General features: G+C 50.0%; 11 protein-coding genes and 3 tRNA genes. 9 read left to right on the forward strand and 5 right to left on the reverse strand.

Annotated elements, in window-relative coordinates:
- Positions 1-180: 180 nt before the first annotated feature.
- The 4 genes from FQ179_RS18205 to FQ179_RS18220 all read left to right on the forward strand — a co-directional run bounded on the left by FQ179_RS18205 (position 181) and on the right by FQ179_RS18220 (position 1905).
- Positions 181-256 (forward strand) — tRNA-Ala (locus FQ179_RS18205).
- Positions 257-332: 76 nt separating this feature from the next.
- Positions 333-408: transfer RNA gene (locus FQ179_RS18210), tRNA-Glu, on the forward strand.
- Between the two features lie 26 nt (positions 409-434).
- A tRNA-Asp gene (locus FQ179_RS18215) sits at positions 435-511 on the forward strand.
- Between the two features lie 224 nt (positions 512-735).
- Positions 736-1905 carry a tyrosine-type recombinase/integrase gene (locus tag FQ179_RS18220; protein ID WP_188074653.1) on the forward strand — a complete coding sequence of 390 codons (1170 nt, stop codon included), beginning with the start codon at positions 736-738 and terminating at the stop codon, positions 1903-1905.
- 49 nt (positions 1906-1954) lie between these two features.
- Here FQ179_RS18220 and mobV read toward each other — a convergent pair whose 3' ends face one another.
- The 3 genes from mobV to FQ179_RS18235 all read right to left on the reverse strand — a co-directional run bounded on the left by mobV (position 1955) and on the right by FQ179_RS18235 (position 5726).
- Positions 1955-3151, reverse strand: coding sequence for a MobV family relaxase (mobV, locus tag FQ179_RS18225; protein ID WP_149398722.1), 1197 nt, complete (start codon positions 3149-3151; stop codon positions 1955-1957).
- Positions 3152-4069: 918 nt separating this feature from the next.
- Complete coding sequence (locus tag FQ179_RS18230; protein ID WP_149398723.1) at positions 4070-4309, reverse strand: transcription factor; 240 nt, start codon at positions 4307-4309, stop codon at positions 4070-4072.
- 388 nt (positions 4310-4697) lie between these two features.
- Entirely contained in the window at positions 4698-5726 is a 1029-nt protein-coding gene (locus tag FQ179_RS18235) for a hypothetical protein (protein ID WP_149398724.1), read from the reverse strand.
- Between the two features lie 440 nt (positions 5727-6166).
- Between FQ179_RS18235 and FQ179_RS18240 the strand changes: the two genes are divergently transcribed.
- The 5 genes from FQ179_RS18240 to FQ179_RS18260 all read left to right on the forward strand — a co-directional run bounded on the left by FQ179_RS18240 (position 6167) and on the right by FQ179_RS18260 (position 10426).
- A complete protein-coding gene (locus FQ179_RS18240) occupies positions 6167-6856 on the forward strand; it encodes an ATP-binding cassette domain-containing protein (RefSeq protein ID WP_149398725.1) in 690 nt (229 codons plus the stop codon).
- Positions 6853-7662 carry an iron export ABC transporter permease subunit FetB gene (gene fetB / locus FQ179_RS18245; protein ID WP_149398726.1) on the forward strand — a complete coding sequence of 270 codons (810 nt, stop codon included), beginning with the start codon at positions 6853-6855 and terminating at the stop codon, positions 7660-7662. The genes FQ179_RS18240 and fetB overlap by 4 nt, the downstream gene beginning before the upstream one ends.
- A 123-nt stretch (positions 7663-7785) precedes the next feature.
- Positions 7786-8211 (forward strand): DUF3293 domain-containing protein, encoded by a 426-nt coding sequence (locus tag FQ179_RS18250; protein ID WP_149398727.1) that lies wholly within the window; start codon positions 7786-7788, stop codon positions 8209-8211.
- A 277-nt stretch (positions 8212-8488) separates the two neighbouring features.
- The gene (bioB, locus tag FQ179_RS18255) at positions 8489-9556 is read left to right on the forward strand and encodes a biotin synthase BioB (protein ID WP_255475062.1); all 1068 of its coding nucleotides are present in this window, start codon (positions 8489-8491) and stop codon (positions 9554-9556) included.
- Positions 9557-9577: 21 nt separating this feature from the next.
- Positions 9578-10426 carry an EamA/RhaT family transporter gene (locus FQ179_RS18260; RefSeq protein WP_149398729.1) on the forward strand — a complete coding sequence of 283 codons (849 nt, stop codon included), beginning with the start codon at positions 9578-9580 and terminating at the stop codon, positions 10424-10426.
- 184 nt (positions 10427-10610) lie between these two features.
- Here the strand turns inward: FQ179_RS18260 and FQ179_RS18265 are convergent, their stop codons facing one another.
- Together FQ179_RS18265 and FQ179_RS18270 are read right to left on the reverse strand one after the other, a co-directional pair.
- A complete protein-coding gene (locus tag FQ179_RS18265) occupies positions 10611-12293 on the reverse strand; it encodes an MFS transporter (RefSeq protein WP_149398730.1) in 1683 nt (560 codons plus the stop codon).
- Between the two features lie 48 nt (positions 12294-12341).
- Positions 12342-12848 (reverse strand): peroxiredoxin, encoded by a 507-nt coding sequence (locus tag FQ179_RS18270; RefSeq protein ID WP_149398731.1) that lies wholly within the window; start codon positions 12846-12848, stop codon positions 12342-12344.
- Positions 12849-12903: the final 55 nt, after the last annotated feature.

Here is a 12903-nt window from a genome sequence, read left to right on the forward strand (position 1 = left end):
TGGAATACCATCAAAATGCTTAGTATTCGCTCACATAGCCCGCAAATTCCCACCCAGCCAGGCATTCTCACTCAACAACCACCAACTATTTTCACTCTTGACCAACAAAAACCGCACACTGACTTGCACACATTGAGAATATCGTGCATAATCTCGCTTCTTCGCTAGACAAGCCAGTACGGGGGTATAGCTCAGCTGGGAGAGCGCTTGCATGGCATGCAAGAGGTCAGCGGTTCGATCCCGCTTACCTCCACCAGTCAAAACGAAGAAACGCGATTACTCGCACAGCAGAAAGTTTAACTCTGTGCTAGAATTCGCAACTTGCTTGTCCTGTCCCCTTCGTCTAGAGGCCTAGGACACCACCCTTTCACGGTGGGTACAGGGGTTCGAATCCCCTAGGGGACGCCAGTTAATCTGGCAGTCAATACCGCTGCGGAGCGGTAGTTCAGTTGGTTAGAATACCGGCCTGTCACGCCGGGGGTCGCGGGTTCGAGTCCCGTCCGCTCCGCCAAGATTAAAAAAGCCTTGTAATTCAATGAGTTACAAGGCTTTTGTCTTTTTGGGTGGTAGCAAATTTGGTAGCAATCTATGCTAAATTTGCCAGTATATCTACGGGGAAGGTTCTACTACCTACACACCCGCATACAAGGTAAGCAAGTAAAGCGGTCGTTAGCCACAGCAGACCGTCATACGGCTATGATTAGAGCCTGTGAATTACTAAAAACACTTGCTGATATGACCTATGACCTTGACCCTTCAAAATTCATAAAATACGAATTAGACCTGTCTAGAGGCATTGCCAAAGCCGACGGTCCCGACGACCACGGTAGGCTTATGGATGCCTTGGCATTGGTTAAGAAGGTCCAGGAACAGCAACCTAGCCCACCTGCTACTACCCCCCCACCCCCACAGGGGGCTGTTGTAGAGAATATGGGCATACGCCCCGCTACGCACCACGGGCTGACATTGCTGGAATTACTCGACAAATACATACTGCTTAGACAAGTTAAGCCAGCCACAGTCACAGCATTACGAAATACCAGCAAAGAATTTACCGCCTTCTTTCAAAGCAAGTGCTTTATTGCTGACATCATGGTTAGTGATGTGACACGGTATCAAGAGTTTTTGGCAAACAAAGGGAATGTCCCACGAACCATAGACGGCAAGGTTGGCTACATCAAGACCCTGCTCAACTTTGCTATCAAGCAAGGTTATCTAATGGGGAAAAACCCTGCTGAAAATATGTCATTAATGACAAAAAAGCAAAAGCTAACAGATGGTTATGGTATTTTTGAACTGAACGAAATCAAGCAAATTTTTGATAGCGAGTATTTCAAGAGCCAAAAAGAAACAGACCCAGATTATTACTATGTGCTTTTATTGGGATTGGTGACGGGGTGCCGTGTCAATGAAATTACTACCTTGAAATTTGACCAATTTCAAGAAACTGAAGAAGGAAATAATCTAATCGTTATCCGCGACTCCAAAACTCTGGCAGGAAAACGAGAGGTTCCTATTCCCAAAGAAATTATGAATAACGAGTTTATAGCCTTCGTTAAATCACGAAAGGAAAAAAACTCAGGCGACAATGTTTTCAAGTATGTGTCGCGTGACGGAAAAGGTTCAGGTAATGCCGTTGGCAAAAAATTTGCTAGGCACTTAGCTGAACTAAAAATAAACAGAGGGAAGTTAGTCTTTCATTCTTTGCGGAAATTTCTTAATGACCACTTCCTAAAAAATGGCATCGAATTTGAACCACGTTGTCAATTTTTCGGACATGAAATAGAAAACGTCAATATAGCAACCTATGCTAAAAAATTTAGTGTTGATCATTTAGCGAAAAATGTAAGTCCGATACAGTTTAAATTATTACTGACTACGGGAATAATTAGGACCAAATTTTAACCTTGCTGATTAAGCCTATGGCTTAATAAGTAAGGCTAGGCAATATTGCCTATATCTTTGGCTTGCTACGGGCTTCATTGGCTCTATTTAATGCTTCCTTGGCTCTCTGAACGGCTACCCTTGCATTAATTGCCTGAGGGCTATTTATCCCGTGTTTTAACTCTGCATTTTTCAAGTTACTTAAAGCCTCGTTTAATGAGGCCTCTGCCCCTGCCACGCTATCAGAGCTTGGGGTTACTATTATTGGTGCTGTTGTCTGGGGCTTGATAGTAGATAATGCCTCTTTGGTTGCTTTTTGAGGTTCTAGCACACTAGGCTTTAATTTTTCTATTGGCTCATACTTTCTTAACTCTCTTTGTAAATTTCTATTTTTATCAATAACTCGATAGCGATCTTGCTGTGCCTCTTTTAATGTTTCTTTAAGCTTTATTTCATTTTTTTTCAGATTTTCAATTTCTACTTGGTTTGCTTCTAATTGTCCAGGCCTCATAAAATTTTCTACTTTATTAGCAAATCGATCACTATTCGCTAATGCTTTTTTATATCCCGCCTTATACCCTTTTCTATAGCCATTTTTTACTGCTTGTTTTAAACGATTATCTTTTAAACTTTCGTGCTTTTTGTCATTCTCTTCACCGCGCAACAAACCAAGCGGGGCACATAAATCGCCAATTTTATCTTGCCAACCTTTTGCTGTTATTGGTGTAAAGTATTTTTTAGCTGTAAGACTGTTTTTTACAATCGGGGTTATTGCTATATGAAAATGAGGAGTTTTTTCGTCTAAATGTAAAACACAATTTATTAGGTTTTCTCCAAATTCTTGCTTACAAAATTCTTTTACCTTTTCTGTAAATTGATCTAGTTTTTTTTGATCTAAAGTCTCAAAAACCTTTTTTACTTTATTATGATAATTTTTATCATTTACAGGAGTAAGGCTATCCCATTGCTTGCGAGTAATATTTAACTTTTCAAAATCATAAAAATATTCAGGGCTTGCTGATATTACAAACTCCAAGATTCTATTGGCGTCTGCTCTTACTTTCCTAGGCACAATTTCTTCTATTCGTTCATTGACTGCTTTGACTGTATCCGACCTACCCATAATTAATTTATTTAAATGGCTTCGTGAGTAATCCACATTATTTTCTTTTTTCGTTTCACTAACTCGCATATTATGATTATGCATTGCCGTTTCTGTGGATTGATTTATTTTCCCACATCTTAAACTTACATATAAATTAGTCATAAATCCACCTTTATTATTATATTTATTTTTGGTGGTAACACCATACAAGCCAAAGGCTTGTTGTCCCGAAGGGCGAACACTTTTCCGTAGGAAAGGTATAGTGAGTGTATGCCTAGTTTGTTAGACCTTCGTTATAAACAATGTTACTTCACTACTATTAAACTAACAGACTTTTAAATTAAATCAATAATAGAACTTATCTATCTATAATAATGGAGACGTTAGGGAACCATGTGTTCCACACGGTTCCAGCAAAGTTTTACCCTACCCAGTAGATCATAAATAATCTATGAGTTTGGACTTTACTGGAACCACTATATTAGATTTAATCCACATAGCACCAGATAGATATAAAGCAACTTTATCTATTTTGGAGGTTCGTATCGTTTGCTGATACAGTAGCAGGGTCCTCCTGATTGTCTTCCTTGTGGCTTTGCTACTAATCCGTTCTAACCACTTTACCAGCATTCACATTTCGTCAATTATTTATTAAGTCATTCTGACCGTCGCTAATTATCCATATTATTTAGTCGCTAATTTGCTGGTTGCAACCTTACTATATTCTGTTGAATTAACATTAAGGGGTTTAATCCTTCGCAGTCAGTTTTAATTTAATGTGCCTTCTGCATTACAACAAAAAATATACATTGCTTGATATGTTAGAACCGGGAAAATACTTGTGTAGTTTTTTTTTCTTACTACTAGATTTCGACGTATACAACATATGTGCTATTCAAATTAATAGAAAAAGTTGAATTGTCAAGACCAATAGAAAAAGCAACCTTTCGGTTGCTTTTAATTCGTAGTACATATGTTGTCTAAATCTGTCGAGGATTTTTGAGTAGTGCTACGCCACCACATTGACATTATTTAATATACAAAAAAAAGACTGGACGTCAAGTCTTATCAAGAAATAAATTAGATTTTATTTTCAATTAAACCGGCAGATTTTAACCTAGGCCATATTTTCAGCATTTTCTTAAATTCTGTTCCGTAGGCAATTCCAATACCCAACTCTTCACAAAATTCTTTTCCTCCGACTGCCTGCAACTCTTGTGCATACTTCAAAATTTGAAGATGCAACTCGCCAACATATCCATTTCGTGGAGCCTCATTCAGTGCTTTCTTAATAGCCTCTGTTATTTCAGCGCTCATCATATCTATGTTCCTTTTTTATTTATGCACAATGCTTTGTGATTTTTGCATAAATCATAGAACTGTACAACTGCTATCTCACGTAGTACGATCAACTTGCTACCACTGGTATCGATTTTGGTAGCAGGTTTTTTTAATCAATCGCTACTAACCTATTGATTTCAAAGCGAAAGCGGTTTTATGGGTGCTGTTTTTGAACAGTCCCGTCCGCTCCGCCAAAGAATTCAAAGGGTTAGCGCAGAAATGCTCTAGCCCTTTTTCTTTCCTGAAAGTCTGGCTCTATCCCAAAATTGAACTGACCCCAATTAGTTGGACAGTTGAAGCGGTTGATTACACCATCCCAACCGCACAGGTACAAGACCCTCATGCGGCATCCTCCACAAGAGATCGCTTAGCGTAATTCGGCCATCTTGCTCACCAAGGCGGCATTCGCTTTGTCCAAGGCATCAATCGCTGCCAGAGCATATTTATCCGGGTCCGCATGAAATACGAATTCACGCGTCTGATTCGTCCCCCCTCCTAATACGGCGGTGAATACGTTTAGTGCGGTTTCCAAACCTACCTCCGCAGAGGATGTCGTGTTCTCGATCGTAGCAAAGGCGATGTCTGACCCGATAGGCTGGCCTAAAGTCAACTTGCCGACCTTATTGCCGAAAGTGCTCATGTAGCCGCTGCCAATTCCCAGAAGCCCTGCGTCCACCGACATTACCTGCCCGACGCCCAGCGTGCTGAAAGAGCCACCGGCGTGTCCACCTGCTCCGGCAAAATCGAGCAGATAGGTGACATTGATTACGTGAGCGCCCGTTTGTTCGCCAAACTTGGCGACGGCAATACCTGGGTTTGAGGTGCCTAGGCCACCAGTGACACCTTGAATCTCACCAAAGAAAACGGGCTGCTTGGGCCCGATCTGCGAGGGGGAGTAGAAGGTACCGACACCGTAGGAGGAAAACAGTCCGGATTGATCGTGCTTATACGGAAAGTCGTATTCCGTTGTACCTGCGTATGCCGGGTTGCCGGTGAAAGTCTCGCGCGGCAGGACCTCGTAGCCCTGGGCGATTAAAGCTTGAACGAATTTTTCGTGAGCCTCGTTCACGATACGCTGATGGACCTCAGGGCTGACACCGTCAAGCTTGACCAGCCCCGTAGAGTTGCCCCCCATGCCGCCCGAGAACATTCCTCCAGCCTTTTTCTGCAGCTTCTTGCTTTGGTTGAAGCCAACCTTGAAACCGCCTATCACTACCTTCTGCACTTCGGCGAATGCCTTGGGCGTATCAACATCAATATCGCTCTTAGTGCTGAGGCCCAGAAAACCTCCCGTACGTTTTTCGGTCGTCATTACCGTATCTTGCGAGGTGACCGAACAACCCACTAGGCCAAACGCCAGGACCACAGGAACCACACGTCGTAAAATATATTTCATGGTGCCTCATCCTGCGAAAAAAGGGGAAGAGTTACAGTATATTTACAGCCTTAAGACAGTTGAAATATTCTGTAATATTGTTATTTTTTTGTCAAACCTAGGAAAACCCTGACGGGTAAGCCATTCAATTGGGCTGGCCCTTTTTGCTTGTCCACCCTTAAATATTCAAAATCTGAAATACACTTGAGTGCAGATATTTACGACCGTGGTCATGTCGCCCGACCAGACGATTATCATGCAGTACCAAACGAACCCGTGTACGGCAGACTGACCAACAGACAATAAGCCGTCCACTGTGCCCTTGCTACGCCACGTAAACCGCAAGAACCTTACTCAACACTAGGTAGGTCAATACCTATCCATGTCTCGTCTGGCGGGTTCGTTACGTTGACGCTCGAATTTTAGTGGTCAGGCCAACCAGACAGGAAGCCAGCCGAGTCATGCGCCACTCACCAGCCCAAACCGCCGCGCCCCCGCCTCGAGCGCCGCTGTTGCGCACACAGCATCTAGGGTTTCAAATCGGCGGCCAGCTGCTATGGCATGATTTAGCAATAACCCTGCAACCGGGTGAGCGACTTGGCATCACCGGCCCTTCGGGCTGTGGCAAGACATTGCTGCTGCGCACGCTGGCTGGCCTGGAGCCGCTGCAGCAAGGCAAGCTTGAATATCGTGGCCGTGCATTAACAAACTGGCAGATGCCGGCATACCGTGCCCAGGTCGCGTACATCCCTCAACGCCCGGCCCTGCGTGAGGGCAGTGTAGAGGCTGCGTTGCGCGCCCCTTTTAGTTTTCATGCCCATGCACACAGCTCGTTCCCACTTGATCGCGCCCACGAGCTGCTGGCCGCGCTGGGGCGCGAGGATCGTTTCCTGCAGCAGCGCTGCGAGCGACTATCTGGTGGTGAGGCACAAATTGTGGCGTTGCTGCGCGCACTGCTGCTGGAGCCAGAAGTGTTACTGCTGGATGAGCCGACCGCCTCGCTCGATGCCAATGCCGTAACGGCGATCGAGCTGCTTATCGAACATTGGATGGCCGATGCCGCTGATCGCGCCTGTATCTGGACTAGTCATGACAGCATCCAACTGCAGCGCACCTGTGACCGCCTGATCACGCTGGAGCTTGCCGAATGAACACCAGCTACATCAACCTAAGCAACTGGCAGCTGGGTTTTGCGGCCTCGCTGATTGTGGCCAATCTGGCGATTTCAATGTGGCTGCGCCTGGGGCTGGCTCGCAGCCTGCTGGTGGCCAGCATACGCATGACGGTACAGCTACTGCTGGTCGGCTTCATTCTTGAATCGATTTTTGCATTACGCACGCCATTACCAGTGGTCGGCATCGGTCTGGTGATGGCGGCGCTGGCCAGCGCGGCTGCAGTACGCCGCACCCGGCGGCGCTTTCAGGGCATCTACTGGAACAGCCTGCTATCAGTGCTGGGCGCGGCCTTCGTAGTCACTGGGGCAGCATTGGCAGGCATTATCAACGTTCACCCGTGGTTTTCTCCTCAGTACGCGATTCCGGTTCTGGGCATGGTACTGGGCAACTTGCTCACTGGCGTATCACTGGCGCTGGATCGCTTCATGGAAGGGGTGGCGCGCGAATCTGATGTGATCGAGGCCGACCTGGCGCTGGGCGCCACGCGCTGGGAGGCAGCTCACCCGCTAATCGTCGAGACCATGCGCACTGCGCTCATTCCTACCATTAATGCCATGATGGTAATGGGCGTGGTGAGCCTGCCGGGCATGATGACCGGCCAGATGCTGGCAGGCGCCTCGCCCGCAGCAGCCGTGCGCTACCAGATCATTATCATGTTCATCATTGCTGCAGCTACCGCACTAGGCACACTCGGGGTAACGCTACTGGCCTTCCGCTCGCTGTTCAACGCGCAGCATCAACTCTGCACGGGGCGGTTACGCATCAACGGTAAATCTGCTTGAATAGAGACATCGTTGAAATGCGCCCAAGCGCAACGGCCAAGGACTTAACCCACGCCCGCACGCTTGCTGAAAAATCACCACACCCTGTATGCTGCAGGCGAAACGCCTTCGCACAGATACACCATGCCCAATACCAGCAATAGCGTGTGCATTCGCCAAGCCTTTGACGCCGCCCGGTATGTCATCGAGGCTCCTGGCGCCGACATTGTTTTGCACATTGGGCAAGCCAGCACTGCGGCCCGGGCACTTCTTATAGCCCTTGAGGCTAACTGTGCCGCACTTATCACTGCCTACAACCCTGGAGGGTGTGTCGTAGACCATGCCATCAACCAGGCAGCTCAGCGCGCGCTACAGCGCGACACTGAGGCGCTGGGCCTAACATCTATGCAGGGGTATAACAGTGCCGAGGATGGAAGCCCGCCTATCGAGCCCACCGTGGTGCTGTTCAGGCCTTCACAAGCAGAGGCCGACGCGCTCGCCCAACGCTATGGGCAACTGGCTTATGTACTGTTGGGCCAAGAAGGCATGCCCGTGCTTAGATGGCTCTGACGCACAACGCCGCGCATCAGGCAAAAAATAATGCTTGGAGGCTCATCGCGGGGCGCCAAACACCAAAGTAACAAATTGACACTAATTTACGACGCGACCGACTTCGACACAGTTGCATTACTCTGAAGCGCTGTAGGCAGCAAAATCCATCAAATACGATTAAATAGTCTTTATTTTCCTCCTTATTCTCTCAATTTCGCGCTTGTGAACTCGCCTTCATACTCCTAACATAGCCGCTCCATATTGCTTAGGAATCGTCAGCATGCCCCGCTCAACCATGACGGCTACAGAGGTAGCCAGGCATTCGCCCACCAACCACGCCAACGACGCCTGGAAACTCGACGACATCCTCGCCTTGTACGAGCTCCCATTTATGGATCTGCTGCTTCGTGCCCAAGTCGTGCACCGGCAAAACCATGAACCCAACACGGTTCAACTGTCTACGCTGCTCTCCATCAAGACAGGGGGGTGTCCGGAAGACTGTGCGTATTGCCCGCAATCATCGCGCTATGACACACAAGTCGAAAAAGAAGCCCTGCTGCCCGTGCAAGAAGTGCTTGAGGCGGCTCGAAGGGCCAAAGAAAGCGGAGCACAGCGCTTTTGCATGGGCGCTGCGTGGCGCTCACCCACTGCCCGCCAAGTCGATCTGGTCGCCGAAATGGTCACAGCCATTAAAGGTATGGGGCTGGAAACCTGCGTCACCCTGGGCATGCTCAAGCCCGGCCAAGCCGAAATGTTGCGCGATGCCGGCCTTGATTACTACAACCACAACCTCGACACATCGCCCGAATTCTACGGCACCATCATCAGCACACGCACCTACCAAGACCGCCTCGACACGCTCGAGCGTGTGCGGGCAGCGGGCATTAACGTATGCAGCGGGGGCATTGTGGGCATGGGCGAAACGCGTCGCGACCGAGCGCGCCTGATACAGCAGTTAGCAAACCTGTCACCGTACCCCGACTCTGTGCCCGTCAACAACCTGGTCAAGGTGCCAGGCACTCCGCTCGCTCAAGGCGAAGACATCGACCCTTTCGAGTTTGTGCGCACAGTCGCTGTAGCGCGCATCACCATGCCGCGCGCCGTCGTACGGCTTTCCGCAGGGCGCGAAGAAATGGACGACTCACTGCAAGCTTTGTGCTTTCTGGCAGGTGCCAACTCAATTTTCTACGGTGATCAGTTGTTGACAACGGGCAACCCCAACGTCATCCGCGACAAGCAGCTGCTGCAGCGGCTGGATATGTCGGCCACAGGCAGCACACCAGCTAGCGATACGGCCCAGGCCGGTTCTTCCTCCGCCGCTCAAGCACCCTCCGACACACCTTGCCACGAGACGGCACGCTAAAACTCAGGCGATCACACTTCAATGCACACTCTCATTATCAGCATCGCCTGTAGCGTTGCCGTATCAATCTTGCTCAAGATGGCCCGAAGGCAGAACATTGCCATTGATCAGGCCATCGCCGTCAATTACGTCGTGGCGGCCGCGCTCTGTCTTATTGTGCTTAGGCCGCAGCCTGCCTCGCTGCTCAGCCCCTCTACCCCGTGGTGGATACTGGCGTTGCTTGGTGTTTTGCTGCCCACCATATTTCTGGCTATGGCCGGCGCAGTTCGGCACGCAGGCATCGTGCTAAGCGATGCAGCACAACGGCTATCGCTGTTCATACCGCTGATCGCCGCTTTCGTCATTTTCAGCGAGGACGTTTCCGGCACCAAGCTGATGGGCATTGCCATTGCGCTGGTCGCACTTGTCTGTCTGCTGCTGCGTCCCCGCCAATCTTCAGGGTCCGGTGACACGTTCAAAACCACAGGCTTGCTGCTTGCGGTTTGGGTGGGCTACGGCACCATAGACATACTATTTAAGCAACTGGCAAAAAGCGGTGCCGTGTTTTCCAGCAGTCTGTTCGCCGCCTTCGCACTGGCAGGGATTCTAATTTTTATTTACCTGACGCTCAGGCGCACGGTATGGCAGCGGCGCAACATTGTGGCGGGCCTGGTGCTGGGCCTGCTTAACTTCGGCAACATTTACTTTTATATCCGCGCCCATCAGGTCTTTCCCGACAACCCCACGCTGGTTTTTTCAGCCATGAACATCGGGGTTATTTCTTTGGGAACCTTGGTCGGTGCGGGCTTCTTTCGTGAGCGTCTGTCGTGGGTAAACGCACTAGGCATTGTGCTTGCCATTAGCGCCATTGTGATCCTCATCCCTCGCTGATCCCGCTTGGGCGTAGAAACTTACCCAAACCACTCAGAAGCAGACCCAGGCCAGGCCAGCGTACCCAAAAGCTCAGGGCTTTCTTTCAGACCGCAGAGTATTAAGTACACACGGCTCAGAGGTGTTATGCAGACCAAGTGCCCCACGAGGTTGTTTTGTGGGGCGCTAGGTCTGGCGCGAATTATTAACCAATAGCCGGATCTGGCTTTTGGTTTGGCCCAATCGATGGTTCTGAGTCGCTCTGCTGCGATCGTCTGTGCCTGGCCGCATTCGATGCTGAGTACGATGCATCGCTTGCGTCAGCCGCTGTCGTAGCTGTTCCGATTGAACCTGATGCTACTGACCCCGCTGTTGCCGCTTCTGGCGCGGTCGGCCTTGGCAATGCTGACTCTGGTGCCGCAGCTCCGACTTTCACTTCTGGCGATACCGATCTCGGCAATGCCGACTCCGGTGCATCTGCCGCTAAATCGCCCGTCTCAGCCGCGACGCTTGTGACCAACCCTGGCGCTGCCGAAGCCACCGCTGACGCAGTTTCTTCCAAACCAGCTCCAGCCTGCACCGCTTCGTCAGGATCGGGCGGCAGGGAGCCTGCCGGCATTTCTTCGGGCGGGGTTTCAAACGACACATCGCTCTCCACGTCTACGCGAGGGTCAAGCGATGCCACAATGTTGGAGCTTTGCAGGCTGTCAGACATAGGCACGAAATGCGTAGGGGCGTCTTCACTCAGGTTGGCGCCCGTAACCTGCTGCGGACGAATTACGGCTACCAGCACAAACGCACAGCCAGAAACAAACACAAAGTACACCTCAGGGTGCAACTCGCGCATGAGCAAGCCGGCAAACATGGGCCCCACACATGCGCCCATGCCGTACACCATGTAGAGGATCGCACTCAGTCCTACACGCCTGTCGGGATCGACGTTGTCGTTGGCGAAAGCAGCCCCCAACGGGTAAAGCGTAAACTGCAACGCGCCCAATATGCATGAAAATACCACCAGGCCCCAGTATGGAATTGTCCACCAGCCCCACAAGGGGATAGTGGACAAGGCCAGGATCAGTGCACACAAACGTATCATGCCGGCGCGATTGACACGGTCGGCCAGCCACCCCAGCGGCCACTGCGCCAACAGCCCAGCCGCCACCGATGCCGCCAAAAATACAGCAACCTCGCTATTGTTAAGCCCTTGCTTGAGCGCGAACACGGGCGCAAGCCCATAAAATGCACCCGTTACCATGCCGGCGACAAACAGAATGATTAGCGACATGGGCACCCGTGCCAGATAATACTTGGCATGAATGGGGGCCGGCACCTGAATAGTGGGGTGCATGCGACGTGTCAACGCCACAGGCACCAGACACAGCGCCGAGCACATAGCGGCAAAGATCAATGGCTCGTAGTTCAGGCTGGGGAACAGCGTGAGCGACAACTGCCCCAGCACGGTGCCACAGCTTGAACAAATCATATAAAAGCCGAAAACACGACCGCGTTGGGCGTTTTCTGTTTGCTCATTAAGCCAGCTTTCTATCACCATAAACTGAGTGACCATGGCAATGCCGGCAAGAAACCTGAAACCCAGCCAGGCCCACAGGTTATTAACGAGGGCCAAGACCAGTATGGTAATAGTCACAATGGCTGCTGTCGCCGCATACGCGCGAATGTGCCCGACCTGGATAATGATTTTGTGCCCTATACGCGCCCCAAAGACCAGCCCGAGATAATAAATGGCAATCAGACTGCCCACCCAAAGTTCCGACACCGACTCGGCGGTCAGCCTTAGACCCATGTAAGTGTTGAACAAGCCCGACCCGACCAGCAACAACACGGTGGCAAGATAGAGTGAAAAAAACGAGGCAATCATTTGCACCATGGCGTACCGCAGGGCTCCGTATGACTATTGGCAAAAAAACAGGGTTAACTAACTAAGCTGCTTGAGCAGCGTGGCAGCGTCACTGACATCAAATTTGCCAGCTTGCTCAACATTCAAATGCTTGACCACGCCATCTTCAAGCACAGCCGAAAAGCGTTGCGAACGCACGCCCATGCCGCGCGCAGAAAAATCAGCATCCAGCCCCAAAGCGCGTACCCAGGCGGCACTGCCATCGGCCAGCATGCGTACGCGGCCGGCTACACCCTGATCGCGGCCCCAGGCACCCATTACAAACGCGTCATTGACTGCCACGCACCAGATCTCGTCGACGCCATGCTTATGCATCTGCTCAGCCAATTCAACATAGCCTGGAAGGTGTTTGGCTGAGCACGTTGGCGTAAAGGCGCCAGGAACCGCAAACAGGGCAATTTTCTTGCCTTTGACCATTTCTGAAACCTGAAACTGATTAGGACCGACTGCACAACTATCGGTCTCAGTTTCAATAAACTCGGTGAGAACGCCGTCTGGAACCTGGTCACCAATTTTTATAGCCATGACAATCTCCGCAAGCAATTATTGATTTCCCTTCGTAGTGAGGGAACGAAAAACG

The sequence above is a fragment of the Pusillimonas sp. ANT_WB101 genome (assembly GCF_008369125.1).
In the GTDB taxonomy this organism is placed as follows: Bacteria; Pseudomonadota; Gammaproteobacteria; order Burkholderiales; family Burkholderiaceae_B; genus Allopusillimonas.

Coding starts and splice junctions, on each gene's coding strand:
- mobV (WP_149398722.1), bottom strand. CDS start 3,151: ATGACTAATTTATATGTAAGTTTAAGATGTGGGAAAATAAATCAATCC.
- bioB (WP_255475062.1), top strand. CDS start 8,489: ATGACGGCTACAGAGGTAGCCAGGCATTCGCCCACCAACCACGCCAAC.
- FQ179_RS18265 (WP_149398730.1), bottom strand. CDS start 12,293: ATGGTGCAAATGATTGCCTCGTTTTTTTCACTCTATCTTGCCACCGTG.
- FQ179_RS18220 (WP_188074653.1), top strand. CDS start 736: ATGACCTATGACCTTGACCCTTCAAAATTCATAAAATACGAATTAGAC.
- fetB (WP_149398726.1), top strand. CDS start 6,853: ATGAACACCAGCTACATCAACCTAAGCAACTGGCAGCTGGGTTTTGCG.
- FQ179_RS18240 (WP_149398725.1), top strand. CDS start 6,167: ATGCGCCACTCACCAGCCCAAACCGCCGCGCCCCCGCCTCGAGCGCCG.
- FQ179_RS18260 (WP_149398729.1), top strand. CDS start 9,578: ATGCACACTCTCATTATCAGCATCGCCTGTAGCGTTGCCGTATCAATC.
- FQ179_RS18230 (WP_149398723.1), bottom strand. CDS start 4,309: ATGATGAGCGCTGAAATAACAGAGGCTATTAAGAAAGCACTGAATGAG.
- FQ179_RS18270 (WP_149398731.1), bottom strand. CDS start 12,848: ATGGCTATAAAAATTGGTGACCAGGTTCCAGACGGCGTTCTCACCGAG.
- FQ179_RS18250 (WP_149398727.1), top strand. CDS start 7,786: ATGCCCAATACCAGCAATAGCGTGTGCATTCGCCAAGCCTTTGACGCC.
- FQ179_RS18235 (WP_149398724.1), bottom strand. CDS start 5,726: ATGAAATATATTTTACGACGTGTGGTTCCTGTGGTCCTGGCGTTTGGC.